The organism is Micromonospora luteifusca (genome assembly GCF_016907275.1).
GTDB classification, from domain to species: Bacteria; Actinomycetota; Actinomycetes; order Mycobacteriales; family Micromonosporaceae; genus Micromonospora; species Micromonospora luteifusca.
Genome location: NZ_JAFBBP010000001.1, coordinates 4911380 through 4937665, shown reverse-complemented (window position 1 = coordinate 4937665; position 26286 = coordinate 4911380). Strand labels below are relative to the sequence as shown.

General features: G+C 71.9%; 23 protein-coding genes and 3 tRNA genes. 13 read left to right on the top strand and 13 right to left on the bottom strand.

Annotation, left to right across the window (positions count from 1 at the left end; all coding sequences use genetic code 11):
- Positions 1–500: 500 nt before the first annotated feature.
- The 5 genes from JOD64_RS22555 to JOD64_RS22535 form a co-directional block, all read right to left on the bottom strand.
- A complete protein-coding gene (locus JOD64_RS22555; protein WP_204944030.1) occupies positions 501–1514 on the bottom strand; it encodes a helix-turn-helix domain-containing protein in 1014 nt (337 codons plus the stop codon).
- 271 nt (positions 1515–1785) lie between these two features.
- Positions 1786–2181: a hypothetical protein gene (locus tag JOD64_RS22550; protein WP_204944029.1), complete on the bottom strand. Its 396-nt coding sequence runs from the start codon at positions 2179–2181 to the stop codon at positions 1786–1788.
- Between the two features lie 95 nt (positions 2182–2276).
- Positions 2277–2351 (bottom strand) — tRNA-Val (locus tag JOD64_RS22545).
- A 13-nt stretch (positions 2352–2364) separates the two neighbouring features.
- Positions 2365–2435: transfer RNA gene (locus JOD64_RS22540), tRNA-Cys, on the bottom strand.
- A 34-nt stretch (positions 2436–2469) separates the two neighbouring features.
- A tRNA-Gly gene (locus JOD64_RS22535) sits at positions 2470–2542 on the bottom strand.
- Positions 2543–2954: 412 nt separating this feature from the next.
- Between JOD64_RS22535 and JOD64_RS22530 the strand changes: the two genes are divergently transcribed.
- From JOD64_RS22530 to JOD64_RS22520, 3 genes are all read left to right on the top strand, one after another.
- Complete coding sequence (locus JOD64_RS22530) at positions 2955–3557, top strand: TetR/AcrR family transcriptional regulator (RefSeq protein WP_204944028.1); 603 nt, start codon at positions 2955–2957, stop codon at positions 3555–3557.
- 83 nt (positions 3558–3640) lie between these two features.
- On the top strand, positions 3641–4222 hold the full coding sequence (locus JOD64_RS22525) for a TIGR03086 family metal-binding protein (protein WP_204944027.1): 582 nt from the start codon (positions 3641–3643) through the stop codon (positions 4220–4222).
- A 433-nt stretch (positions 4223–4655) separates the two neighbouring features.
- Positions 4656–7586 carry a M36 family metallopeptidase gene (locus tag JOD64_RS22520; RefSeq protein WP_204944026.1) on the top strand — a complete coding sequence of 977 codons (2931 nt, stop codon included), beginning with the start codon at positions 4656–4658 and terminating at the stop codon, positions 7584–7586.
- A 45-nt stretch (positions 7587–7631) separates the two neighbouring features.
- Here JOD64_RS22520 and JOD64_RS22515 read toward each other — a convergent pair whose 3' ends face one another.
- Positions 7632–8477 carry a hypothetical protein gene (locus JOD64_RS22515; protein WP_204944025.1) on the bottom strand — a complete coding sequence of 282 codons (846 nt, stop codon included), beginning with the start codon at positions 8475–8477 and terminating at the stop codon, positions 7632–7634.
- A gap of 182 nt (positions 8478–8659) precedes the next feature.
- Between JOD64_RS22515 and JOD64_RS22510 the strand changes: the two genes are divergently transcribed.
- The 5 genes from JOD64_RS22510 (at position 8660) to JOD64_RS22490 (ending at position 13295) form a co-directional block, all read left to right on the top strand.
- Positions 8660–9328 carry a class I SAM-dependent methyltransferase gene (locus JOD64_RS22510; protein WP_204944024.1) on the top strand — a complete coding sequence of 223 codons (669 nt, stop codon included), beginning with the start codon at positions 8660–8662 and terminating at the stop codon, positions 9326–9328.
- Positions 9329–9337: 9 nt separating this feature from the next.
- Entirely contained in the window at positions 9338–10531 is a 1194-nt protein-coding gene (locus JOD64_RS22505) for a cytochrome P450 (RefSeq protein ID WP_204944023.1), read from the top strand.
- Positions 10532–10555: 24 nt separating this feature from the next.
- Positions 10556–11455 carry a polysaccharide deacetylase family protein gene (locus JOD64_RS22500; protein ID WP_307813560.1) on the top strand — a complete coding sequence of 300 codons (900 nt, stop codon included), beginning with the start codon at positions 10556–10558 and terminating at the stop codon, positions 11453–11455.
- An 89-nt stretch (positions 11456–11544) separates the two neighbouring features.
- Positions 11545–12477, top strand: a complete 933-nt coding sequence (locus JOD64_RS22495; protein WP_204944021.1) for an ATP-binding cassette domain-containing protein — start codon at positions 11545–11547, stop codon at positions 12475–12477.
- Positions 12474–13295: an ABC transporter permease gene (locus tag JOD64_RS22490; protein WP_204944020.1), complete on the top strand. Its 822-nt coding sequence runs from the start codon at positions 12474–12476 to the stop codon at positions 13293–13295. The genes JOD64_RS22495 and JOD64_RS22490 overlap by 4 nt, the downstream gene beginning before the upstream one ends.
- A 38-nt stretch (positions 13296–13333) precedes the next feature.
- On the opposite strand, the gene JOD64_RS22485 is transcribed toward JOD64_RS22490, so the two are convergent.
- From JOD64_RS22485 to JOD64_RS22470, 4 genes are read right to left on the bottom strand one after another with little or no spacing between them, the layout of a single operon-like run.
- Positions 13334–13999 (bottom strand): response regulator, encoded by a 666-nt coding sequence (locus JOD64_RS22485; RefSeq protein WP_204946189.1) that lies wholly within the window; start codon positions 13997–13999, stop codon positions 13334–13336.
- Positions 14000–14010: 11 nt separating this feature from the next.
- Positions 14011–15588 carry a sensor histidine kinase gene (locus JOD64_RS22480; protein ID WP_307813558.1) on the bottom strand — a complete coding sequence of 526 codons (1578 nt, stop codon included), beginning with the start codon at positions 15586–15588 and terminating at the stop codon, positions 14011–14013.
- A gap of 54 nt (positions 15589–15642) precedes the next feature.
- Positions 15643–16368, bottom strand: coding sequence for a dethiobiotin synthase (bioD, locus tag JOD64_RS22475; protein ID WP_184183104.1), 726 nt, complete (start codon positions 16366–16368; stop codon positions 15643–15645).
- Positions 16369–16423: 55 nt separating this feature from the next.
- Positions 16424–17560, bottom strand: coding sequence for an 8-amino-7-oxononanoate synthase (locus tag JOD64_RS22470; protein WP_204944018.1), 1137 nt, complete (start codon positions 17558–17560; stop codon positions 16424–16426).
- 157 nt (positions 17561–17717) lie between these two features.
- Between JOD64_RS22470 and bioB the strand changes: the two genes are divergently transcribed.
- The 3 genes from bioB to JOD64_RS22455 are packed head-to-tail and all read left to right on the top strand — an operon-like array spanning position 17718 to position 19415.
- Positions 17718–18713 (top strand): biotin synthase BioB, encoded by a 996-nt coding sequence (gene bioB / locus JOD64_RS22465; protein WP_204944017.1) that lies wholly within the window; start codon positions 17718–17720, stop codon positions 18711–18713.
- Entirely contained in the window at positions 18710–18904 is a 195-nt protein-coding gene (gene bsaP / locus JOD64_RS22460) for a biotin synthase auxiliary protein BsaP (RefSeq protein WP_372434179.1), read from the top strand. Before bioB ends, bsaP begins: the two co-directional genes overlap by 4 nt.
- Before the next feature lie 4 nt (positions 18905–18908).
- Entirely contained in the window at positions 18909–19415 is a 507-nt protein-coding gene (locus JOD64_RS22455) for a GNAT family N-acetyltransferase (protein WP_204944015.1), read from the top strand.
- Positions 19416–19461: 46 nt separating this feature from the next.
- Here the strand turns inward: JOD64_RS22455 and JOD64_RS22450 are convergent, their stop codons facing one another.
- The gene (locus JOD64_RS22450; RefSeq protein WP_204944014.1) at positions 19462–20616 is read right to left on the bottom strand and encodes an alpha/beta hydrolase; all 1155 of its coding nucleotides are present in this window, start codon (positions 20614–20616) and stop codon (positions 19462–19464) included.
- A 157-nt stretch (positions 20617–20773) separates the two neighbouring features.
- On the opposite strand from JOD64_RS22450, the gene JOD64_RS22445 reads away from it, so the two are divergent.
- On the top strand, positions 20774–21382 hold the full coding sequence (locus JOD64_RS22445; RefSeq protein WP_204944013.1) for a TetR/AcrR family transcriptional regulator: 609 nt from the start codon (positions 20774–20776) through the stop codon (positions 21380–21382).
- Positions 21383–21410: 28 nt separating this feature from the next.
- Here JOD64_RS22445 and JOD64_RS22440 read toward each other — a convergent pair whose 3' ends face one another.
- Both JOD64_RS22440 and JOD64_RS22435 read right to left on the bottom strand, forming a co-directional pair.
- A complete protein-coding gene (locus JOD64_RS22440) occupies positions 21411–21938 on the bottom strand; it encodes a DUF488 domain-containing protein (RefSeq protein ID WP_204944012.1) in 528 nt (175 codons plus the stop codon).
- A gap of 177 nt (positions 21939–22115) precedes the next feature.
- A complete protein-coding gene (locus JOD64_RS22435; RefSeq protein WP_204944011.1) occupies positions 22116–25010 on the bottom strand; it encodes a glycoside hydrolase family 9 protein in 2895 nt (964 codons plus the stop codon).
- Positions 25011–25350: 340 nt separating this feature from the next.
- Here JOD64_RS22435 and JOD64_RS22430 point away from each other — a divergent pair, with 340 nt between their 5' ends.
- Complete coding sequence (locus tag JOD64_RS22430) at positions 25351–26151, top strand: LPXTG cell wall anchor domain-containing protein (RefSeq protein ID WP_204944010.1); 801 nt, start codon at positions 25351–25353, stop codon at positions 26149–26151.
- The last annotated feature ends 135 nt before the right edge of the window (positions 26152–26286 follow it).

Below are 26286 nucleotides of genomic sequence, written 5' to 3'. Positions count from 1 at the left end.
CAGCCACAGTCAGACGTTATGGCTGACCAGCGCGGGTATCGAGCCGGTCCACCCCCGACCTGGCGTCGGGCTAGCCCTACCGGCGGCAGGCCGACCTACCGCTCCGACTCGGCTCGCGGTAACGCGCGATTCATCTCCGGTGCGGCGGCGAAGTTCCGTTTACTTGCCACTCACCTCTCCTGCGCGCTACCGCCTGCCGGAGCGGACCGGAGGTGCGCCCAGAACACTAAGGGCTGTTTCGTGGCCGCGATCGAAAAGGCGATTGCAGCATCCTGCAACTGCAGGATGCTGACAGTCCGGAACAGGCAGGGGAGGCGCCGGTCTGCTGTTTACGGCGGTAACTTCCAGTGCTCACCGAGTTCGGGAACAGGAGCCGGGGAGTACGCGATATCCGGGCAAGAACCGAGCGTTGGACAAATTCATGGAATCCGCTGAGCGAGCGGCCCGAGTGGTACGAATGCGGCCGGACGCTGTGCTGATCGTCGCGGCCCGGCGGCGGATCAGTCCCGCTCGGGCGCGTCTTGGAGGCCCTGTAGCCAGCCTCGTTCACCGGCGATCACACCAGCCTGGAATCGGCTGCGGGCGCCCAGTGCGGTCATCAGTTCCGCGGTGATGCGGCGTGAGGTGCGCACCGAGATGCCGAGCTTACGGGCGACCACCTCGTCGGTGCGTCCCTGTGCGAGCAGGGACAGCACGGCGCGCTCCTGGCTGGTGAGGCCGGTGGAGTTCCCCTGCGGTGTGGCGCCGAACGGAGTGGCGTCCTCCCAGATGTATTCGAACAGGGCGCACAGGGCGGAGACCAGTCCGGCGCCGCGCAGCAGAAGGGCGCCGGAGGCGGTGTCTTCCGGCTTGCTCGGGACGATCGCCGTCCGGTGATCGAAGATGATCATCCGGAGCGGCAGCGCGGGGGCCAGCCGTACCCGGCCGCCCAGGCCGGCCAGCCAGGCCAGGTAGGCGACGGTCTCAGGGTGGTTGACCACGCTCTGCAGATAGACGGAACGCATATGGACACCGCGCTCCAGGACCTGCTGGTCGAGCGGGGTGCTGGCCTGCCGGTTCGCGGCCGACTGCCCGCCGCCGGTGATGAGTTCCATGAGATCTGAGGTGCAGCTGTGGGTCAGCTCCTCCAGCCTGACGCGGACCAGGTCGACGCCGGGAAGCTCCTCGACCTCGAGCCGGCGCTTGTCCTGAATGGAGCGGGCGTGCTCGGCGATGAGCTCGCTGATCGCGAGCCGTCCCGAGGCGAGTTCCTGCTGGCGCCGGGCCAGTTCGACCTCCTGGCGCGCGAGCAGCGATGCCAGGCTGAATTCGGGGTTCACCAGGAGCAGGCCACCGGCCTGCTGGCCGGAGTGGCGGATGAGCGAAAGCCTGGTCAACTCTTCGAGAGCGTCTTTGACCTTGTCGCCGCTCCAACCCAGGTGTTCGGCGAGTTCGGCAGCGCCCAACTCGGAGCGGCCCAGCATCGCCCGGTACACGTTTTCCGCCGCGTCGCTCATCCCAAGGATCTCCAGCAACGTGGCACCTCCGCTGCGGTCGAGACGCCCAGATCGTCTCCACGATCATGGGTCAGTGCACGAGCCCGGCTGGCCAGGGGGTCGTGAGGAGTTGGGAAATTCACAGACGGGGATGATGGTCTTGATAGTGCTCATCCGACTCTCTCGGCCGGCCTCCCCCGGCGGATACGCCAAACCGCGACTCTGGTGGATGGGAATCCGTCGCTATTCGCAGAGCGCCTTGGTGAGGTGAAGGCGGCCGGCGATTGTCGCTTGGGCGGGTCTAATCGGATCAGCTTGGCTGTTGCAGGGAGTGGACGTACTGATAGGCGTCCTGCGCCACGTCTCGCCATAGTGTGAGTGTGGCCGGGTCGCTTCCGCCGGCTGGGAACGCGACCCACTCCCGCATGGTCCGCGTTCCCGTGGTCACTTCCTCCGCGGTTCCCGCGTCGACGAACTGGCGAGCCCGGTCCTGTGGGAGTTTCACGATGAGTTCACCGTTATGACCGAGGAAGGCGAAGATCTTGCCATCGGTACGGAGCCCGGGGCTGCGGAACATCGTGCCCATGGCGACGTCTGGTTGGTGGGTGAACTCTTCGGCGATCTCGTTCCCGGGGAGAAGGCGTTCGAGTGCTGCCGCGGAGCCGTCAACGACAAGCCCGTTGGCCTCGGCTGTCCGCAGGGTCATCTGTGCCCCCAGTTTGCTCCCAACGTAAGGGGCACAACCAGAACGGCTCGTCACCGGAAGCTTCCGGTAACGAGCCGTTGACCTGCTCTTACTACTGGTGGGCGATACTGGGTTTGAACCAGTGACCTCTTCCGTGTCAAGGAAGCGCGCTCCCACTGCGCCAATCGCCCGTGCTCATTGCCGAGGTGGGGACGGGATTTGAACCCGCGTACACGGCTTTGCAGGCCGTTGCCTCGCCTCTCGGCCACCCCACCGAGGTTGCCCCCGTCATGCGTGGCGGCAGCTCCGAGCGGACGACGGGATTCGAACCCGCGACCCTCACCTTGGCAAGGTGATGCGCTACCAGCTGCGCTACGTCCGCACGCCCCCCGGACGTTCCCGGGTGACGGATGAGAACTTTAGCCGAGCCGGTGAACTACTGCCAACTCGGGGTCGCCGCCGGCGCGTCCCACCCGCACCGGCGTGGAGCCGGAAGCAGCGTGCGTGGAGCGGCCCACCACCACCGGCCAGCTTCCTAGGGGGCTGGCCTGGGACCCTCGTCGGCCACCGACCGTCACACTCCGGCATCGCCGGGCCATCATCGCCACCACCACGCCACAGGCCAGTCGGCGGACGTCCTCGCAGGCCAACCAGCCGCTTCGGACCTCGACGAACACTCTCAGAAGAACGACCGACGACGCCTTCCCGAAGTGTCCGGCTTCCGACTGTCGCATCGCGGATCGGACGGTGGTGGTAACTGTTCGTGTTCACTCGGATGGGCTACGGTAACCGTCGTGACGAGACGTGCGGCCGAGATCCGCCTGGATGCCCTGCTGCGCACCGCCTGCGACGTGATCGCGGAGCGGGGTCTGGCCAACACCCGGACGGCGGACGTGGCGCAGGCCGCCGGGGTGAGTCAAGCATTGGTTTTCTACCACTTCGCCACCAAGGAACGGTTGCTCGCGCAGGCTTTCGCGTACGCGGTCGAGCAGGATCTGGCCCGGCTGGACGCGGTGACCCGCTCCTCCGCCCCACCGCTGACCAAGCTCCGGCGGATCCTCAAGCTCTACACCCCGGCCGGGCGGGCAACCTCCTGGTCCATGTGGATCGACGGCTGGTCCGAGTCGTTGCGTACCCCGGAACTGGAGAAGGTCTCCCGACGGCTCGACCTGCGCTGGCGGCAGGACCTGGCCGCGGTGATCTCCGCCGGGGTGGCCGACGGCACCTTCCAGTGCGCCGACCCGGACGGCGCCGCCTGGCGGATCAGCGCGGTGATGGACGGCCTTGCCGTGCAGCTCGCCGTGCACGACCGGGTGATCTCCCGCCGCCAGTTCGGCGAGTGGGTCCGCCTGGTCGCGGCCCGGGAGCTCGGCCTGGACCAGGCCGAGCTGGACTGAGCCGGGCGGCCCGGCGCTGATCTCGCCCCACCAGGCCCGGGAAAACGGCTCGGCCTGCCGCGCGGACCGGAACAATCGGCAGCATGGATCTGCTGGAGGCGTACCGCCGGAGCCTGGCCGAGTTCATCGACCGGGTGGATCAGGTCGCGCCCGGCCAGTGGTCCGACCCGACACCCTGCACGGATTGGGACGTACGCACTCTGGTCAACCACGTGGTGAGCGAGGACCGGTGGAGCGTCCCGCTGCTCGCCGGCCGGACCATCGACGAGGTCGGCGACCGGCTCGACGGTGACCAGCTCGGCACCGACCCGATCTCGATGGCGCGGGAGGCGGCCGCGCAGGCAGAGATCGCCGCCACCCACCCCGGCACCATCGACCGCACCGTGCAGCTCTCCAGCGGCGAGACCCCGGCGACGGAATACCTCAAGCAACTCCTCGCCGAGCATCTCATCCACGGCTGGGACGTGGCGGTGGCGATCGGGGCGCAGCCGCGTTTCGATCCGAGCGTGGTGCACGCCGCCGCCGGATGGTTCGCCGGCCAGATCGACAACTACCGGCGCAACAACCTCGTCCGGACCGGGGTGCGGGTGCCCGACGACGCAGACGAGCAGGATCACCTGCTGGCCGCCTTCGGCCGCGACCCGAACTGGGCGCCGGGCGTCTGACCACGGCGGTGGACGTTGGTCCGCCCCCGGCCGCGGCCGTGATGGGCCAGCACGCGACGGTCCCTCACCCGGCACCGCGGCGGTGGCACCTGTGCGCCCCCACCATCGCCGCGCCGCTGCCGGGCCGGCCGTAGCGCCCAGGTCGACCACCTCCAGCGGGGCGAAGCCCACCACCGCCTGAAGCACCCGAGCGCGGACGCGGAACCGGCTGGCCTCCAGCCGCCCGGCCGGTCGTCGCCGAGCAGCAGGTCGATCACCGGGCTCAGACCAGAGACGACGGTCATGATCCAGCCAACTTATCTCGATCTGTTGGCGCATCGGCGGCCCTGGACCTTGCCGCCACCACGATCGACTGATATCCACAGATGCACATGCGTTACCGCGCAATGACGGCCGGCGACCGTCGGCCATCCCGCTCCCACGAGGAGGTCCCGTGCCACAACCGGAATGGTCACCCCCGATGAGCCGGCGTCGACGCCGGCTCATCGCCGTCCTGGCGACGACGGCGACGGTCGCCGCGCTGCTCCCCACCAGCGCGAGCACCGCCGCCCCCGCAGGCAGCACACCGTCCGCCGAGCGCCGGTCCGGACCGTTCGCCGAGGGGCACGAACCGGCCGACGTCGACAACCGCACCGGTACGGCGGCACCCGACACCCGTCAGCGCGGCCTGGCCCGGGCCGCCGATCCCGACGTCCGGTGGAACCGGCTCGGCACCCCGCAGGCGCTCGGCCCCGGCCGCACCCCGCTGGCCAGCGGGCTCTCCGCCGACCCGGAGGTCGCGGCCCGCGCCTACCTGATCGCCAACCGCGACCTGTTCGGGATGGACGCGGCCACGGTGGCCAACATGGAACGGGTGCTGGTCCGGGCGATCGGCAGCGGGGCTGTCGTCACCCTCCGGCAACGCTTCGGCGATCTACCCGCCGGGCCGGACGGCCTCGTCACCATCGCGGTCGCCAACGGCGCGGTGCTCTCGGTCAACTCCTCGCTGGCCCGGAACACCGGCGCCCCGGCACCGGCCACCCGCACCGCCGAGCAGGCGTACGCCGCCGCGCTCGCCGACGCGAAGCTGACCGCGAGCGCGGTGGCCAGCCACACCGTGCGAACCGTGGCGGTACCCACCCCGCTGGACGGGCCTCGGGCCGCCTACGAGGTGACCATGATCGGTGCGGACACCGACCAGCCGGCCGCGTTCACCAGCTACGTCGACGGCATCACCGGTCACGTGCTGGTCCGGGAGGACCTCGTCGACTTCGACTCCGACAACCCGAGCTGGGCGGTCTTCCCGGCCACCCCGCCCCGCGACCTCGGCCCCGGGCAGGACCCCCGGGTGCGCTGGTGCGGCGACCCGTCGCCCGGCTGCCAGGCCGCCTTCCGTGACCCGGCCACCGGCCAACCGTGGGATGTCGACGCGGCCACCGGCACGCCAACCTTCACCTCGCGCGGCAACTCGGCCAACACGGTGCTCTCCTGGGGTTCGGGCACCCCGATCGTCCCGGCCACCACCAGCCCGGAACGCCGCTACGATTACCCCTTCACCGACCAGTGGCACCAGGCCCGCTGCAACCCGGGGGTGTTCACCTCCGCCCAACGCAACGACGCGGACGCGTCGATCGCCAACCTCTTCGCCATGCACAACCGGCTGCACGACTGGTCGTACCAGTTGGGCTTCACGGAGTCGGCGTGGAACCTCCAGGCGGTCAACCTCACCCCCGACGGGCTGGGCGGTGACGCCGAGCAGGGCCGCGCCCAGCAGGGCGCGCTGACCGGCAACCGGAACAACGCCAACCAGGGCACCGGGCGCGACGGGCAGCCGCCAACCACCAACATGTACCTGTGGCAGCCGCTGGCCGGCGGGCCGTACCCGCCGTGCGTGGACGGCGACTACGACATGACGGTGATCGGCCACGAATACACCCACGCGATCACCAACCGGATGATCGCCGGCCCGGACAGCGGGATCGGCGGCCACCAGGGCGGGTCGATGGGTGAGTCCTGGGGTGACCTGCTCGCCGCCGAATACCTCTTCCAGCACGGGTTGCGCGCACCGGGCGAGACGCCCTTCGTCACCGGGGGCTACGTCACCGGCAACCTGGTCAGCGGCATCCGCAACTACGACCTGAGCCGCAGCCCCCTCAACTACTCCGACATCGGCTACAACACCGGCGGGCCGGCCGTGCACGCCGACGGGGAGATCTGGGGTGCCACCAACTTCCGGGTCCGCTCCGCACTCGTCAAGCGGTACGGCCTCGGCACCCCACAGCGACAGCTCGAATGCGCGCAGGGGAAGGTCGCCGCCGACAAGTGCCCCGGCAACCGGCGCTGGTCGCAACTGGTCTTCGACTCGTTCCTGCTCCAGGCCGCCAGCCAGGTCAGCATGCTCGACATGCGGGACAACATGCTCACCGCCGACCTGCTCCGCTTCGGCGGTGCCAACCAGGACCTGATCTGGGCCGAGTTCGCCCGCTCCGGGATGGGCCGGGACGCCGTCACCAACGGTGCCGGTGACACCGACCCGACGCCGAGCTTCGCCTCCCCAGGCGGTGGCAACGCGACGTTCACCCTGCGCCCGCGCGGGGACAGCGCCGACGCGCCCATCCGGGTCTACGTCGGGGCGTACGAGGCGCGGGCCGTGCCGGTGGCCGACACCGACCCGGCGACACCGATCCCGGACACCGTGGAGCTGGTGGCCGGCACGTACGACCTGCTCGCTGTGGCCCCCGGTTTCGGGCACCAGCGGCTCAGCGTGAGCGCCAAGGCCGGCCAGAACGGGTACGTGGACCTGCGGATGAGCCGCAACCTCGCGTCCACCGCGTCCGGTGCCACGATCAGCGGCGACGGGGTCAACCTGGACCGGATCGTCGACGACACCGAGTCGACGAACTGGGCCTCCCTGGACGGGGTCGCCGGTCGGCAGCTCACCGTGGCGCTGCCCGGGGACGCCGCACAGGTGGTCAAACGGGTGAACGTCAGCGCGATGCTGCGCCCGGCGATCGCCGGCGACGCCGACACCGGCAGTCAGAACGCGCTCAGTGCGTTGCGCTCGTTCGCCGTGTCCGCCTGCAACGCGACGACCACCGACTGCGCGGACCCGGCACGCTGGCAACGGATCTACACCAGCGCGGGTGACGCGTTCCCGGGTGGGGCGTACCGGGCCTACAGCCGGGACATCAACCTCCGGACGTTCGCGGTGCCCACCACCCTCGCCACCCACCTGCGACTGGAGGTGCTGGCGAGCCAGTGCACCGGCGGTCCGCAGTACGCGGGCGAGCAGGACGACGACCCGGCCACGACGACGGACTGCGCGACCGCCAGCCCGGCCCGGAACCAGGTCAGGATCGCCGAGTTCCAGGCGTTCTCCAAGTGACACCGTGAGGGCCGGCGGGATGTCCGCCGGCCCTCACGGCCCGGGTCAGCGGCGGGCCGGTCGCCAACGGTCGGCCGGGGCCGGCCGCTCCCAGCGCCGGTCCACGGGTGGGTCTTCGGCATCCTCGCCCGAGGCTCTGGTCAGGTGCCGTAGCCGCAGCAGCAACCCCATCCCGAGCGAGAGCAGCAGCCCGCCGAGCAGGAACGCGGCCTGCACCACGCCGAACCCTCCGGACTGCGAGACCGGGCGGCCGGCCGGCGGCGCGGCGTCGGCCGGGTAGTCCCCCACCGGCTCCACCCCGGACGTGTCCTCCTCGGCCGGCGCGCTCGCCGGGTCGCTGGGCTGCGGCGAGATGGCGGTCGGCTTCGGCGTACCGGTCGGGGTGCCGCCCACACCCACCACCGAGCGAGTGGCCGTCTGCCGGGCCAGCAGACGCGCGTCGGCGTCGTACGCCTCGGCGGCGAGGGTGACGCGACCCTGGGCGACGTCCTCGTCGAAGGCCACCCGGTAGCGTGCCGTGACCGTGCGGCCCGGGCAGAGCGTGCCCGGGTCGAGCTGCCGGTCGGTCAGCCGGGCCACGTTGCCCTCGCTCCGGACGTCCAGGGGGAAGTCCCCGGTCTCCTCCACCCGATCCATCTTCACCTGGTCGAGTCGGATGCCCTGAACGGTGAGCACCATCGACCACCGCACCTTCACGCAGCCGCCGCGCCGGTCGGTCCGGGAGACGACGGCGGACACCGTGCGCACCTGCTCACCGGCGGTGAACCGGGCCGGCAGCCCACTCAGCTCGGTGGTGAACGCCGCCTGTGCCGGAGCGGCCAGGGCCAACCCCAGCCCGCTCAGGCAGGCCAGCACCACCCCCGCCCTCAGCGCATACCGCCACACCGTCACCACCGCCGCCCTCGCCTCCGGTCGCCCCCACCTCGCAACGCTAGAAGCGGGGCATCGCCCCGACCAGACGGGTGTGTTCGCACCGGACGGCAAGGACGGGGTGGGTTTTCACCGACGGTGGTGAACCGGTCACCGCTCCCCCGCGACACGCCGGGAGTCGGCCCGCTGGGACAATCGGCGACGTGTCCGAGCTCTCCAGCGCGTTCGTCCGGCTGCACGCCCGGCTGACCCCGGTTCCCTTCGTCCCCGAGGTGCGGCTGCACCAGGCCGACGAGCCGATCGGGCTGTGGGAGCTGACCGAGGGCGAGTTCTCCACCGACCGGCCGCCGCCGTTCTGGGCGTTCGCCTGGGCCGGCGGGCAGGCGCTCGCCCGCTACGTGACCGACCACCCGGAGCTGGTCGCCGGCCGCCGGGTGCTCGACCTCGCCTCCGGCTCCGGCCTGGTGGCCATCGCCGCCGCCCGTGCCGGCGCCGCGTCGGTGCGAGCCGTCGAGGTGGACGAGCTGGCGGTGGCGGCGGTCGCGCTCAACGCCGAGGCCAACGGGGTACGCGTCGACGCCGAACTCGGCGACATCCTCGACTCCGACGCCGGGGACGCCGAGGTGGTGCTCGCCGGCGACGTCTTCTACAGCGACGCGATGGCCCGCCGGGTCCTGCGGTTCCTGCTCCGCGCCACCCGGGCCGGCGCACCGGCGCTGGTCGGCGACCCCGGCCGGGCGTTCCTGCCTCGGGACCGCTTCGACGAGTTGGCGGCGTACGACGTGCCAGTGCCGGAGGCGCTGGAGAGTGTCCGGGTGAAGCGCACCACCGTCTGGCGGCTGCGGGCCGGGCTGCCGGGGGCCTCCGGCTAGCGTGTCCGGGTGCTGTTTCGCAGCTGGGCGCGGGTGACCGACCCCGCATGGCCGGACGTGGCCCGGGTGCCGGACCACGTCGGCGGCACCCACCTGCTCGTCACCCGGCACGCGCTGGTCCGTCAGGTCCTCGCCGACCCGGTCACCTACCGACCGGACAACGCGCTGGACGCGGTGACACCGATGCCGGCGGCCGCGCTGCGGGTGCTCGCCGGACACCGGTTCCGGCTGCCGCCGACCCTGGCGAACAACTCGGGCGCCAGCCATCCCCAGATCCGCGCCATCGTGGCGGACGCCTTGCACCCCGCCCGGGTCGCCGCGCAGCGGCCCTGGCTCACCACGCTGGTCCGAGACCGGGTCGCCCAGATCCGCGCCACCCTCGACGCCGGCACGCCTGTCGACCTGTACGCGGACCTCGCCGCCGACCTGCCGCTGCTGGTGCTGGCCCGACTGGTCGAGCTGCCGGACGCCCCGGTCGGCGCGGTCAAGGAGTTCACCCGCGCCGCGCTGGAGCTGTTCTGGGCACCGCTGGACACCGACCGGCAGGTGGCACTCGCCGCCGAGGTGGGCCGGTTCCACCGCGTGTTGCGCGACTTCGCGGCCACCGGCGGCGGATTGGCCGCCGAGTTGCGCGCGGCCGGGCACCCGCCGGACGTCGTGGTCGGCGCGCTCTTCTTCCTGCTGGTCGCCGGGCAGGAGACCACCTCGCAGTTCCTCACCCTGCTGCTGCACCGGCTGGCCGGCGAGCCCACGGTGCGCGCGGGCCTGCGCACCGGCGAGGTCGCGGTGGCCGATGTCGTGGAGGAGGGGCTACGACTCGAACCGCCCATCGTCACCTGGCGACGGGTGGCCGCGACGGACACCACGCTGGGCGGGACGGCAGTGCCGGCGGGCAGCAGTCTCGTGCTCTGGCTGGGCCGCGCCGGCCGAGACCCCGCGGTCGTCGAGTCGCCCGACGAGTTCCGGCCGGGCCAGCGCGGCTCGCGCCGACACCTGGCGTTCGGGGCGGGCGCGCACCGCTGCGTCGGTGACGTGCTGGCCCGGATGGAGGCCGCCGTGGTGGTTGCCGAGGCCGCGCCGCTGCTGGACGGGGTGACGGTGGTCCGCCCGCCCTGGTGTCCGGACAATCTCACCTTCCGGATGCCCGACGCCTTCGTGATCGCCGCCGCCGGTGCGCGCAGCACCGAGGGGCCGCGATCCTGACCTTGACCCGATATGTTTCCGGGCGTGTTGTCAGCCCCCGTGCGCCGCATCCTCGCGGCGGTAACGCTTCCGGCCATCCTGGCGCTGAGTAGCTGCACAGCCGGCCCCGGCCAGGCGATCCACGCCCGCCAGGTCGCTGCGGGCCAGTCGAACCCGTCGACCCCGCCCTCGACGCCGTCGATCGCCCCGTCCGCGGCGCCGTCGACGCTGCCGTCCGCGACGCCCTCGATCTTGCCGTCCGCGACGGCGAAGCCCGCACCGGGAAGCCTGGAGTGGTACGTGTCCCAGGTGCCGACCTTTCCCGAGCCGCCACCACCGCAACCGGTGCTGCTGCCCCCCACGACCGATACGGCCCCGTTCTGGCACCGCCTGCCGACCGAGCAGAAGGTCGCCTTCATTACCATCGACGACGGTGGCCTGGCCCGCCCGCCCGCAGTGGCCGACTTCATCTGGCGGGCGCACATCCCGGTCACCCTGTTCCTGAACTCACCGGCCGCCGAGGAGCACGACGTCTACTTCCGGCAGATCGAGGTGGCCGGCGGGGTCGTCGAGAGCCACACGATCAACCACAACTCGCTGGCCGGCCGGTCGTACGACTACCAGAAGCGGGAGATCTGCGGGGCGGCGGACAAGCTGGAGACGCTCTTCGGCAAGCGAGCGACCCTGTTCCGCCCACCCTTCGGCAACCACGACGCCACCACGCTGAGGGCCGCGCACGACTGCGGCGCGAAGGCGGTCTTCCACTGGTCCGAGACCGTCCACGAGGGAAAGGTCCGCTACCAGACCCCGGAGAAGGTGGTCCAGCCCGGCGACGTGCTGCTGATGCACTTCCGGCCGGCGCTCATGGACGACCTGCTCGCGGCGTTGAAGGCGATTCACCGGGCCGGGCTCACGCCGGCACTGCTGGAGGACTACGTCCGCTGACCGACCCGGCCGCGACCTGACGAAAGTCAGTACCGGGTGGTGCCGTTCGGGCGCGGTGCGGCAGCGGGCCGCACGCCTAGCGTCAGCGCATGATCACATTACGTGGGTTGACGAAACGGTTCGGGGCGACCGTCGCGGTCGACGCGTTGACCGTCGACATCGCGCCCGGCCGGGTCACCGGCTTCCTCGGCCCCAACGGCGCCGGCAAGTCCACCACCATGCGGATGATCCTCGGGCTGGACCGCCCCACCGCCGGGCAGGCCCTCATCGACGGGCGCGCGTACCGGGAGTTGCGCCGGCCGCTGCACGAGGTCGGCGCGCTGCTCGACGCCCGGGCCATCCACCCGGCCCGGTCCGGCCGAGCGCACCTGCGGGCCATGGCGAACAGCAACGGCATCCCGACCCGCCGGGTCGACGAGGTGTTGGACACCGTCGGGCTGGACGGACGGGCCGCCGCCAAGCCGGGGCGGACGCTCTCGCTCGGCATGGGCCAACGGCTCGGCATCGCCGGCGCGCTGCTCGGCGACCCGCCGGTGCTGATGTTCGACGAGCCGGTGAACGGCCTCGACCCGGACGGGGTGCGCTGGGTGCGGCAGCTGATGCGCTCGCTGGCCGACCAGGGGCGGACGGTCTTCGTCTCCAGCCACCTGATGAGCGAGATGCAGCTCACCGCCGACCAACTCGTGGTGATCGGCCGGGGGCGACTGCTCGCCGACGAGCCGATCGGCGAGGTGATCGCCCGCAGCACGGTCGCGGTCCGGGTCCGCAGCCCGCACCCGGACGGGCTGGCCGCGCTCGCCGCGCGCCTTACGGCCGCCGGGGCGAGCGTCGAGGCGGCCGACCGGAACGAGCTGACCGTCACCGGCACCACTGCCGACCAGGTCGGCGACCTGGCCCACGAGCTGGGGTTACGACTGCACGAGCTGAGTGCACACGCCGCGTCGCTGGAGCAGGCGTTCATGGAGTTGACCGCCGACAGCGTCGAGTACGCCGGCGGTCCGACCGAGGGTGGGCAACGATGAGCACGCAGACCGACGCGGGCACCCGCCCCGCCAGCAAGCCGGCCGCCGGTGCGCCGGCCACCTTCCGGGGGGCGGTGGCCGCCGAGTGGACCAAGCTCTCCTCGGTGCGCAGCACCTGGTGGACGGCGCTGGCCGGGCTGCTGGTGATGGCCGCGAGCGCCGGCCAGCTGGCCATCTACGCCGCCAACGACAACACCAACGACGACCCGACCGACGACCGGGGAATCGTCACCGTCGGCAGCGTGCTGATCGACTCAGTCGAAATGACCCAGTACGTGGTGCTGGCGCTGGGCCTGCTGGCCATCACCGCCGAGTTCACCAGCGGCACCATCCGCACCACGCTGCAGTGCACCCCGTCCCGCGGTCGCGTACTGCTGGCCAAGGCCGCCGTTGCCGGGGCGGTCACCTTCGTCCTCGGCCTGCTGCTCGGCGGCGTCGGCGCCCTGATGGCCCGGCCGGTGCTCGGCGAGTGGGGCAGCGCCCCGGTGGCCGGCACGATCGGCGACATCGTGGCGGTGGCGGCCTACCTGGCGCTGGTCGGCGTGCTCGCGCTGGGTCTCGGTGCCGCGCTGCGCAGTGCGGTGCTCACGCTCACCGTCCTCCTCGCCACCCTGATGATCGTGCCGCTGTCCCTGCAGGAGCCGGACATCGACGTGCTGAACCGGATCGCCGACGTGTTCCCCGGTGTGGCCGGCGGGCACTTCCTGGCCGGCGACACCGAGCCGTACCCGAGCCTGGTCGGGCTGCTCCTGCTGGCCGGGTGGGCCGGTGCCGCGCTGCTGCTGGGCCGGTACGCGCTGCGCCGCCGCGACGCGTAACGGCTCACCGGCTGAGCGGGGACCGCACCGGTCCCCGCTCAGCCGTCGACCAACCCCGCCTCGTACGCGAGGATCGCCGCCTGCACCCGGTTGCGCACGTCCAGCCGGGTGAAGATGCTGGTCAGGTAGCTCTTCACGGTGCCCTCCACCAGGTGCAGCCGGCGGGCGATCTCGGCGTTGGACAGCCCCGCCCCGACCAGGGCGAGCACCTCCCGTTCCCGCTCGGTCAGCCCAGCCGTACGGTCCCGTGCGACGGGCCGGCGGGCCAGCCTTCCGGCACCCAGCTCGAGCACCCGACGGGCCACCTTCGGCGACAGGTACGCCCCACCGTCGGCGACGGCGTGCACACCCGCGATCAGCTCACGCGGGTCGCCGGCCTTGAGCAGGAACCCGTTGGCGCCGTGCCCGAGCGCCCGAGCCACGTGGTCGTCCTCGCCGAACGTGGTCAACATGATCGTCGCGGTCTCCGGCACGACCCGGCGGATCTCGGCGGCGGCGGCCAGCCCGTCCAGCCGTGGCATCCGAATGTCCAGCAGCGCGACCCGAGGTCGGTGCGCACGGACCAGCTCCACCGCCGCGTGTCCGTCGCCGGCCTCGGCGACCACCTCGATGCCGGGATCAGTGGCGAGGATGGCCCGGACACCCGCCCGGATCATCGCCTCGTCGTCGGCCAGGACGACCCGGACCGGCGGTGCCCCGGCCATGTCGGTGTTCACTACGCGATCCACTCCTTGCTGGCCAGCCGGCCATCGTTGAAACAGAGCCGCCAGGTCGGCTGCGCCAGGGGGAAGTTGCCGTCGGTGTAGTACTCGCAGTCGGCCCGGTCGGCGGCGGTGGGGCGTTCCAACTGCCGCCGGGGCAGACCGTTCAACTCCGACCTGGCCGTGCCGAGGCGCATCTGGTCGAACGTGGCCCGGTCCAGCACCGTCCCGGCAGTCGCCACCGGGTAGTAGACGAGGGAGAGCACCAGGGCGAAGCCGGCCGGTGCCACGAGCGCCACGAGGAGACTGCGCCGGACTCGTCGGCGGGCGTCGTTCAGCCGCCGTTCCGCATCCACCGGCCGCTCCACCGGACCCGGCCTGCCGTCGCCGGGCCGCACTGCCAGACCCGCCCCAGGGCCCACCAGCTCGATTTCCTCCAACGGCGGCGCGCTCACCGGCAGCGCCGCCCGCACCGCGAATCCGCCGTCGTCGCGGGGGCCGGCGTCGAGCGTCCCACCGGCGAGACGGACCCGCTCGGCGAGGGCGAGCAACCCGCTGCCCTGCGACGTCGGCGCGGGCAACGGCCCAGCCTGCGGGGCACCGTTGACGACACTCACCTCGACCCGGTCACCGTCCCGGGCGAGGCGCACGTCGACCGGGGCACCCGGTGCGTACCGGGCGGCATTGGTCAGCGCCTCACGGACGACCCGGTGGGCCGCGTGACCGGTCATCGCTGGCAGGTCAGCGACCGCCGGGGCGGCGTCCATCCGTACCGCCATGCCGGCCTCCCGGGCACCGTCGACCAGGTCGGCGACGGTCTCCCCGCTCGGACGCACCGACGCACCGCCCTCCTCGCGGAGCACCCCGATGATCTCGTGCAGTCGTTCGGTCGCGGCAGAGACGCTGGCCCGCAACTCCCCCGCCGCAGCCCGGTGTCGATCGTCGAGGTCGGCGGCGACCTCAAGGGCAGCGGCACGCAACGCGATCAGGCTGAGGTCGTGACCGAGCGAGTCGTGCATCTCCCCGGCGATCCGGGCCCGTTCCCGCAGCCGGATCCGCTCGGCGGTGCCACGCTCCTCACGGGTCAGCGCCTCGACGTGGCGACGACCCGCGTCGGCCAACTCCTGCTGCTGACGCCGGTACCGGCCCACCAACCAGGGGAACACCGCGGCGAAGAGCAGCACCGAGGCGAGCAGGAACCAGGTGCCCGCGCCGGTGCCGAGCAACCCCAGGTTGAGCGCCGTGCCACCGCCCGCGATCACCACGAAGACCACGGCCGCCGGGGCCGCGGTCGCGCTGCGCCGCCCCGCCAGGTAACTGAAGACCGGGATGGCGAACACGAAGTTGCCATCGACGACCGACCCGAGCACCACCAGCACCAGGGCGACCAACGGTGCGCGTCGACTCGCCACCACCGCCGCGCCGAGCAGCAGCAGCTTCCCGACCAGCAGCGGCAACGCCCACCGCGGGTAGGGCGGGCTGAGCCCGGCGTAACCCACCGGGGCCGCGACCACCGCCCAGAGCAGCGCGTCCAGCAGCAGGCGACGCCGCCGGTCCAGCGAGCCTGGCGTCGAGAGGTCGGGGATCCGCACGGCCGTCAGGCTACCCACGCACGACCTGGGCGGACACCGACGAACGTCAGGTGTTCAGCCGCTCTCCTCGGCCCAGACCCGCCAGTCGTCGAGCACGCCGTGCAGGGCCGGGGTGAGCCAACCCGGCGCGGAACGCCGGAACACGCCCGGATCCATCGCACCGGCGCCGTCGGGCAGCGCCCCGAGCAGGTTCGGCACCAGGTCGGTGAGGTTGGTCCAGTGCACCAACTCCGGCCTGGTCGGCCAGGCCCCGATCACCACGCCCGCCGGCACCGCACGCCGGTCGAGCGCCTCCAATGTCAACGCGGTGTGGTTGAGCGTGCCCAACCCCGCCCGGGCGACCACCACCGCCGGCGCACCGAGCGACACCGCCAGGTCAGCCATCGTCCACGGCTCACCCGACGGACGCAGCCCCATCGGCACCAGCAACCCGCCCGCGCCCTCGATCAACACCAGGTCGTGCTTGTCGGCCTCGTCACGGACCGCGTCCACCGCCGCGTACAACTCCAGCGGCGGCAGGTCGGCGACCCGGGCGGCGGCCAGCGGGGCGAGCGGGTCCGGGTAACTGGCCAGGGTCCGCCCGGTCAGCGGGGCAGCCAGCCGATTGACCGCGTCCACGTCACCGGGCTCACCGCCGGCCGTACCGGTCTGGCCCGGCTTGACCACAGCCACCCGCAGCCCGGCGGCCTGCGCGGCGGCCGCGATCGCCGCGGTCGCCACGGTCTTGCCGACCTCGGTGTCGGTCCCGGTAACCAGAACCGGCCCCTCCCACCCGCTCATGGGGTCGCCTCTGCTCGCGACTGCGGGGCTCGCAAACCCGGCTCACTCCTCGCGCTCACGGTGCACAGTCCACGATGACCTCCAGGGCCCGCTCGAAATCCGCCCGGGGCACCCCGGCGCTGACCGTGAGGCGCAGGCGGGAGCGGCTGTCCGGGGTCGACGGCGGCCGGAAACAGCCCACCGCGACACCCCGGTCCCGGCAGTCGGCGGCCCAGGCGCTCGCCGCCTCCGGCCCAGGCGCGGTCACCGAGACCACCGCCGCGTCCGGAGCGGAGACGGTCAGCCCGGCGGCACGCAGTCGACCGACCGCCAACCCCACCCGGTCGGACAACTCCAGGCGCAGGTCGTCGCCGACCCGCGCCAGTCGCAGCGCGGCGTGCACACCGGCGGCGACCGCCGGTGGCAGTGCCGTGTCGAAGATGAACGTACGTCCGGTCTCGACCAGGTGCCGGACGAACTCGGCCGGGCCGGCGACGACCCCACCCGCGCCACCGAGCGCCTTGGACAGGGTGGCGGTGACCACCACGTCCGGTTCACCGGCCAGCCCGGCGGCGACGACCGCACCCGCGCCGGCCGGACCGGTCACACCGAGCGCGTGCGCGTCGTCGATCAGCAGGAGCGCACCGTGACGGCGCGCCACCGCGTGTAGTTGGGTCAGCGGGGCGAGGTCACCGTCGACCGAGAAGATCGACTCGGTGACCACCACCGCCGGGCGGCCCGGAGCGGCCTCCAGCGCGGCGGCGACCGCCAACACGTCGGCGTGCGGGGTGACCACCGTCTCCGCACCGGAGATCCGGCAGCCGTCGATCAGGGACGCATGGTTGTGCGCGTCGGAGACGAGCAGCGTCCGAGGTCGGACGAGCGCCCGCAGCGCCCCGAGGTTGGCCAGGTAGCCGGAGGAGAAGACGAGGGCACGGTCGGTGCCCAGCCACTGCGCCAGCTCGTCCTCCAGCGCGTGGTGGGCGTCGGTGGAGCCCCGCACCAGGCGCGACCCGGTCGCCCCCAGCCCGTACGCCGACAGAGCCGCCGCAGCCGCGGCGGTGACCTCCGGGTGGGCGGCCAGGCCGAGGTAGTCGTTGCCGGCCAGATCGGTCATCTGATCGCCGGCGGGACGCGGGTGCAGTCGTCGGGTCAGCCCGGCCTTCGCCCGCAACTCCGCGCGGCGGTCGAGCGCCGCCAGCCAGTCCGCCACCGTCACCCCTTCGCCGCCGTCCGCGCCGGTCAGCCCGACACCTGCCGGGCGAAATTACCACCCGCCATCATCGGCCCGACGGATCCACTCGGTGCGAGGGGGCCGACGGGCTGCCAGGTCATTCCGGCTTTCCGGGGGGCCTTGTAGGGTACGAGCCATGCCAGAGATCCTCGACCAGGCCCGGACCCAGGTCCTGGGTGACGGTGTCGGCCTCGACCAGGCCGGCATCCTCGCGGTGCTGAACCTGCCCGACGAGCACCTACCCGCCGCCCTGCAGCTCGCCCACGACGTACGGATGCGCTGGTGCGGCCCGGAGGTCGAGGTCGAGGGGATCGTCTCGCTGAAGACCGGCGGCTGCCCGGAGGACTGCCACTTCTGCTCCCAGTCCGGCCTGTTCGCCTCCCCGGTGCGCTCGGTCTGGCTGGACATCCCGTCGCTGGTCGAGGCGGCGAAGCAGACCGCCAAGACCGGGGCGACCGAGTTCTGCATCGTCGCCGCGGTGCGCGGCCCGGACGCCCGCCTGATGAAGCAGATGCGCGAGGGCGTCGCCGCCATCAAGGCCGAGGTCGACATCCAGGTCGCCGCTTCGCTGGGCATGCTCAGCCAGGAGCAGGTCGACGACCTGGTCGACATGGGTGTGCACCGCTACAACCACAACCTGGAGACCTGCCGGTCGTACTTCCCCAACGTGGTCACCACGCACTCCTGGGAGGAGCGCTGGGAGACGCTGCGGATGGTCCGCGACTCCGGCATGGAGGTCTGCTGCGGCGGCATCCTCGGCCTCGGTGAGACCGTCGAGCAGCGGGCCGAGTTCGCCGCGCAGCTCGCCGAGCTGGCTCCGCACGAGGTGCCGCTCAACTTCCTCAACCCGCGTCCCGGCACCCCGCTCGGCGACCGCCCGGTGGTGGAGGGCAAGGACGCGCTGCGGGCCATCGCCGCGTTCCGGCTGGCCATGCCGCGCACCATCCTGCGGTACGCGGGCGGTCGGGAGATCACCCTCGGTGACCTGGGCACCCGCGCGGGTCTGCTCGGCGGCATCAACGCGGTCATCGTCGGCAACTACCTGACCACGCTGGGTCGACCGGCCACCGCCGACCTGGACCTGCTGGACGAGTTGAAGATGCCGGTCAAGGCGCTCTCCGCCACGCTGTGACGAGCATGACGACCGAGCTGTGGTGCGACCGGTGCGGTGAGCCGGCGGGCGCCGCCCATCCGGGTTGCGCGGCAGCCCGCCAGTTGGAGCCGCCCCGGTTCTGCACGCGGTGTCGCCGTCGAATGAAGGTGCAGGTGCTGCCGGTCGGCTGGTCGGCACTGTGCGTCGAACACGGCGAGATGCGAGGCTGAGCCGGTGCTACGCGGGCGAGCGGTGACACTGCGACCGGCGACGGTCGCGGACGTGCCGCTCCTCGCGGAGATCCGGGCCGACCCGGAGGTCCGCCGGTGGTGGCGGGGCGGCGACGACCTGGCCGATTCCGTCCGTGCCGACCTCGCCGACGACGACCTGCACGTCTACGCGGTCGAGCACGACGGCCGGGTGGTCGGCGCGATCCAGTGGCACGCCGAGCCGGACCCGGACTACCGGCACGCCAGCCTGGACATCTTTCTCGACCCGGCGGTGCGTGGCGCCGGCCTCGGCGGTGACGCCATCCGCACCCTGGCCCGACACCTGATCGACGAGTACGGCCACCACCGTTTCACCATCGACCCGGCCGCGGCGAACAGCGCCGCGATCCGGGCGTACGCGAAGGTGGGCTTCCGCCCGGTGGGCGTGCTGCGCCGCTACGAACGCGGCGCGGACGGGCGCTGGCACGACGGCCTGCTGATGGACCTGCTCGCCGACGATCTCGTGGAGTGAGCGCAAGCCTCAACCGTCCCAGCGCCCCGGCGGACGGTGCGCCCGTTCAGCGGGCTGAGTCGGGAGTGCGCTGTGGAACAGCCAGGACCCAGGCGGCAAAGGCTTCGACGCCGTCCACGACCGCCTCGAAGCGCGGGGAGTGGAAGAGGTCGAACCCGTGCTGTCCGCCGGGCAGTTCGGCGTAGACCACGGCGTTGGAGGAGGTCTGGCGCAGCCGGCCGGCGAAGTCGCGGGCGGCTTCGACGGTTGCCAGGGCGTCCTTGGTGCCGTGGGCGATGAGGAACGGCGGCGCGTCGCGGTGGAGATAGGCCCATGGTTGATTCGGGGACGGCGCCTGGTCGGGCGTTTCGCCGAAGTAGTAGCCGTAGTAGCCGTAGAGGCAGATCGCGGCGGTGACCGAGGTGTCGGCGGACTCGAATCCGGGCTGGAACGCCGGGTCGTTCGGGGTGAGTGCGCTCATGGCCGCCAGGTTGGAGCCGGCAGAGCTGCCCGCCACGAACAGCCGCGACGGATCGGCACCGTACTCAAAGGCGTGCTCGCGGGCCCAGGCGATGACTTTCTTGGCATCGATCTGATGGCCGGGGAAAGAAGTCTGCGGCCGCAGCCGGTAGTTGGCGCTGATGCACACCCATCCCCGGCTGGCGAGTTGGTACAGCAGCGGCCGTGCCTCGCGGTTCTTCGCTCCGCTGGTGAAGCCGCCGCCGTGGAAGTAGATCAGGACCGGCGCGTTTTGCGGCGCGTCGCGGCGGCGGTAGATGTCGAGGAGATTCCGGCGTCCGGCGTCCCCGTAGCTGATGTTGGGGATCCGCTCCACGTCACGCCGCCCCATCAGGCCCGGTAGCAGCAGGATGCGGGCCCAGGGCCGGTGCCTGCGCAGCGGTGCTTGCACACGATTTCGCCAGTCGGCTCCCAGCCCCTGGTCGAGGGCCTGCCTGACCACCCGATCGGTCCGCACGCCCCGCCAGGCGGAGACCGCCAGCCCGGCCAGGGTGACGGCCGCGATCGCGGCCGTCACCTTGGCGCCCGATGACTCCAGATCGCCCTGGGCGGCGGCCAGTGCCGTGGAGGCCAGCAGGGCCAGGACGCCCAGGAACGGCACCTCGTTGAGGATCAGACCGAACCAGAAACTCAGGGTCGCCAGCGGTTGGGGTCGGCGCGGCGCGACAACGGCGAAGAAGGTGCACCAGGCGAGCAGCGCCACAGTGAACACATAACCAACGGGCACGAAGCCTCCAAGAACGAACACCGGCCGACCCGGTCTGGACAGAGGTAAACGACACGTGTCGTTTCCCCGAGATAATGATCAAGAACGCGACCGGTGTCAACACGACACGTTCCGTTTCCCCTAAAATAGGGGGATGTCCAAAGCACCGAACGCCGCGCGGCGCAGTGAGAGCAGCCGACGGGCGATTCTCGCCGCCACCGAGGAACTCTGCGGCGAGGGCGGTTACGGGCGGCTGACCATCGAGGCCATCGCCACCCGTGCCGGGGTGAGCAAGAAGACCATCTACCGGTGGTGGCCGTCCAAGGGCGCGGTCGTCCTAGAGCTCCTCGACGAGGCAGCGAGTGTCGCCGCCAACCCGCCCGACAGCGGTGATCTGGCCACCGACCTACGTGCCCTGTTGACCGAGGTCATCGGCCTGCTCACCCCGGCGCACAGTTCGCCCGCCATCGGACTGATCGGTGAGGCACTGCACGACCCAGACCTTGCCCGCGACCTGCGGGAACGCCTCATCCAACCGCGCATCGCCACGTTCAAGGAACGGCTCCGCCGAGCCCAGGAGACCGGCCAGCTACCCGCGGACGCCGACCTCGACGTCGCGCTCGACCTGCTGTACGGCCCGCTCTACCACCGCATGGCCCTTCACCTCGGCATGCCCGACCCCAGCCACCTCGATTCCCTCATCGCCCACGTCCTGCGCGCGCTCACCGCGCCGCATCCCGCCGGCGCCGCCGAGCAGCGGTAACGACGATCTCGTGGAGTGAGCGGGAGCCTCAACCGTCCCAGCGCAGGTGCCCGTCGGGGAGTCGTTGGGCGCCCTCGGCGGGTTGGTGGGTGCTGAGCCGCCCGCTCGGCAGGAGATGGGCCACCGGCACTCCGCGACCGAGAGCCGCGACGTCGGCGATCAACCGACGGTGGCAGCGCCACCAGAGGCTCTCGCTGCACATCACCGCAGTGGTCCGCTGGGCCGCGTCAGCCAGCACCCCGGTCAGGGCGACGTCGAACTCCGGAGTGCGGGTGTACGCGGCATACGCCCGGAACGCCGCGACCTTCCACCAGGTGTCCGGCGCGGGCTCGCCGGCCGGGACGTGCCGGCGTCCACCCAGGCTCGGCTCCCAGCGGTAGTCGATCCCGTACTCGGGCAGCCACCGCTCAAGCTCCTCCCGCCGTACGTCTGGGTTGGTGCGGCTGGCGGGGTACCTCCGCACGTCCACCACCAGGGCCACCCCGGCCCCGATCAGCAACTCCCCCAGCCGCACCCGGTCGGCTGTGCCGTGGCCGACGGTCAGCAACTCCGCCACGAGGCCAGCTTGCCCCGAATCGCGACAGGTTATCGCCGGTCGTCCGATGAGATCTCGCGGGAACACGGGTCGACGTAGCGGCTCCCGCTACCCCGTCCCACGTCAACGGAAGTAAATCTTGGACAGTTGCCGTTCCGACGAGAACGGCAACTGTCCAAGATCTCGTTGCGGTGCGGTTCAGGCGACGGTGCAGGCGGTGTTGTTGACGGTGAAGGCGGTCGGTTTCGGGTTGGTGCCGGTGTGGGCGCCGTTGAAGCCGAAGCTCACCGACGCGCCGGGCGCGATCGTGCCGTTGTAGGAGAGGTTCGCTGCCGTGACCGCCGCGCCGCTCTGGCTGACCGTCGCCGACCAGCCCTGGCTGACGGTCTGCCCGCCCGGGAAGCTGAACCGCAGCGTCCAGCCGTTGATCGCGCTGGTGCCGGTGTTGGTGATCGTCACCGTGGCGGTGAAGCCGGTGCTCCAGTCGGTGGTGGCGTACCCGACCGTGCAGGTGCCGCCGACCGGCGGCGGCGCGGTGGTCACCGCGACCGGCGCGGACGCCGCGGAGGTGTTGCCGGCCGCGTCCACGGCGACCACGTAGAACTGGTACGCCGTCGAGGCGGTCAGCCCGGACACCGCCAGCGTGGTGCCGGTCGGCGAGCCCACCAGCGGGTCGGTGGCGCCGGCCTCGCGGTAGACGCGGTAGCCGGTGACGCCGACGTTGTCGGTGGACGCCGCCCAGCTCAGGCTGAGACCGGTGGCGGTGACCGCCGAGGCGACCGGGGTGCCCGGCACGCTCGGCGCGGTGGTGTCGGCGCTGCCGGCGGGAGGCGTGGTCACGGTGAGCACCGACGAGGCCGCCGACGTGTTGCCCGCGCCGTCACGGGCGACGACCGAGAACTCGTACGTCCGCTCCGGCAGCAGCGTCGAGATGGTGAGCGTGGTGCCGGTGACGGGTCGGTTCACCACCACGTTGTTGCCGACCAGGAATTCGCGGACCTCGTACCCGGCCAGCCCGCTGCCGCCGGTATCGGTGGACGCCGCCCAGTTGAGGGTGACCGAGCGGGGCGCGAGGCCGGACGCCACGGGCTTGCCCGGCACGCTCGGCGCGGTGGTGTCCGGCACGGCCGGCCCCGGCTCGTCGCCCCAGACGCGGGTGGTGCCGGAGTAGAGCGGCACCTTCCGGTTCGGCCCGGCGGTGGCCTGGTACGACGGGTCGTTGGTGGGGTCCCAGGTGCCGCCCTCCGGCACGCCGATCTTGAACTGGACCTCCATCCGGTGCTGCGACTGCCCGGCGGGCGCGATGGTGTGCCCGGTGCAGTCCACCTCGACGTACCAGATGTCACCGCTGAACTGCTTAGCCGTGGTCGGGGACGGGCAGCCCTGGGTGTAGCCGGCGGTGACCTGGACCGGGCCGGTGCCGTCGGGCCGGAAGTAGTACCGGAATCGACCGTCGGTCAGCGCTCGGGCCGGGAACGCCGACTTGTTGTAGACGATCGCCTTGAGCCCGGTGGCCCGGGGCTCGGCCTGCATCACCGTGGTCTCCACGGTCAGCTCGTCGATGTCCGGCGTCTCGGCGACCGGGAAACCGGCGAGCGGGCTGCCGCCGTACTCGGAGGTCAGCCGGACCAGCGCGGACGTGAAGCCGGCGTTGTAGTCGGTGGCCACCTCGTTCATCACGTAGTCCGACCGGCTGTCGCTGTACGCGTCGTTCGCCGAGGACGGGCCCCCGACCAGTGCGCCGTAGAGGGTGTGCCGGGTCCCCACGGGGACGGTCTGACTGTCCCACCAGGAGCCGTGCGCGGTGCGGTGGTGCGGGTTCTTCGGCGCGTTTGCCCCGAACCCGATCAGGTAGCTGGAGCTGCGCGGATTGTCGCCGAGCGCGTAGTTGATCTGCCGGACGGCGAAGTCGTGGTAGCGCGCCTTGCGGGTCGTGTCGGTGGTCTTGTCGCTGTAGACCAGTGCCGCGAAGGAGGTGTTGGCCGCGTAACGCAGCGCACCCCAGGAGTCGAGCACGGCCATCCCGCCCGGCGAGTACGGCACCCGCTGCCCGTCCACCCCGACGGTCCAGTAGTCCAGCCAGCGGTTGGCGTCGTCGACGTACTTCTGCTTGCCGGTCAGGTTCGCCAGCAGCACGTACGCCCCGAACTGCTTGTTGTCCCAGGCGATGGTCCACTTGTAGGAGCGGGTGGTGGACTGGTTCTCGGTGCCGAGCTTGTCGTATTCGCTCTCGGCCTTCGCCAGGTAGCTGGCCTCGCCGGTAGCCCGGTGCAGCCAGATCGCGGCCCAGACCAGCTCGTCCTGCCAGCCGCTCCAGGAGCGGTAGAAGCTGGTCGCGTCGGTGATGCACTCGTGGTAGGACTTCCGCACCGTGTCGGCGAACGTGTAGAGCTGCCGGGCGTGCCCGAGCAACCGGTCGGCGTACGCCGCGTCGGTGGGCCGGAACACCATCGAGGACGCGGCCATCGCCGCCGCCGTCTCCCCCGCCAGGTCCGCGCCGCCACAGCTCGCATCGATCTTGTACGCGGGCCGCGCCATCGCCATCACCTCGGCCGGACCCCACCACTTGTGGTCGTCGTCGCCCTTGCCGACCTGTCCGTAGAGGACGTTGGCCGACGGGTGTGCCTTGATGAAGTAGTCGTTGACGAAGCGCAGGTTGTTGAGCAGGTGTGGCAGTTGCCCGGATGCCGTGTAGCCGCTGCGGTATTCCACCGCGCCCCAGGCGAGCATCGTGGCGCTGAACGCCATCGGGAAGCCGAACTTGACGTGGTCGCCGGCGTCGTACCAGCCGCCGGTGAGGTCCAGCCCGACGTTCGCGCCGTCGGTGAGCGCGCTGTCGCCGCGCCAGGAGACCCGGTTCCAGTCGGGCAACCGGCCGGACTGCTGCGCCTCGTAGAAGAACAGCGACTTCTGCAACGCCTCCGCGTAGTTGAAGGCCGGCGCGGCGGACGCGGGCCCGGACGGCGGCGCGGCCACCGCCAGGGCGAGCCCGGCGAACAGGGCGACGCCGGCGGCCAGCAGCCGGCGTGGCCAGGGCTGGTCGGTGGCCGGTGGCCGGAAGCGGCCGGGGACCGGCCGGGTGGGGTGGCGCATGGCGGTCTCCTGTCGGAGGCGCCGCGAGCGGTCGCACCAACGCGGGACGGCGTCGGACGGCACGGCCACTGGCGGCGGTGGCGGCGTGTGCCATGGAAGCGCTCCCATGGATGATTGACAATGTAATGTGCGCACCGCCGGTTGGAAAGCCCGCGCGCCCCGCAGCGCCACAGCGCCCGTACGCGTTACGGCGACACGCGCATGATCACACCGAGAATCGGCCCGGGACCAACTTCTTGTCCGGCACGTCGTCCCAGCTCAAGCCGATTGACCGATGTCGCCGACGGGTCCCGTGCATGGGATCATGTGCCGCCCCCTCGATCAATCCGAAGGAATCAACATGCCCCAGCGTCGGCGCCTCGCACGTGCGGCCGTCTGCACGGCCGCCGTCACGGCCAGCCTCGCCATCGCCTCCCCGGCCGCCTGGGCACTGGGCAGCGTCCCACTCAACCCGGCCCACGTCGGCGCGACAGCCGGAAAATTCCAGCAGGAGTGCAAGGACCCCAGGTTGGCGGCCCTGCCCTCCGGGCAGGACGGCTGGCACTTCGTCCTGCCCACCAACCGGGCCGGCGACTTCCAGAGCCTGACCCTCACCTACAGGAATACGGCGGGCACCTCCGTGACGGTGACCGTGCCGGACACCACGGACCCGTACACCGACTTTCTCGCCGCCAACGGCGGCGGGGACAAGCAGGTCAAGCACGCCTACCTCTTCACCCCGGCGGGGTGGACGTTGACCGGCGGCACCGCCACGGTCAGCGGCGAGGGCGGCAAGTTCAACCTGAGCCACACCTGTGCGGGCACCGGGTCAAGCCAGTCGCCGACCCCCACCCCGACCACCGGCTCGCCGACGCCGTCGAGTTCCTCATCGCCGTCGGAGTCGACCGCCCCGACAGGGTCCCCCACCCCGACCACCGGCTCGCCGACGCCGTCGAGTTCCTCATCGCCGTCGGAGTCGACCGCCCCGGCAGGGTCCTCCACCCCGTCCTCGGGTGGCGCGGGCGGCGACGAGGACGACGGCAGCCTGCCGCTCACCGGCGCGGCTGCCACCAGCATCGCGTTGGGCGGTCTCGCCCTGATCGGCGGCGGCGCCCTGCTGATGATGCGGCGCCGCCGGGACCGGATCACCTTCACCAGCTGATCACCGCACGCCTCGACCGGCCGCCGGACACCGTCCGGCGGCCGGTCGCGTTACCTGGCGCTCGATCCACTTCGGCCACCCGTACGCACCGACGGGCAACCCGATCGGCGCCGTCCGGAGCTAGGTCACATCATC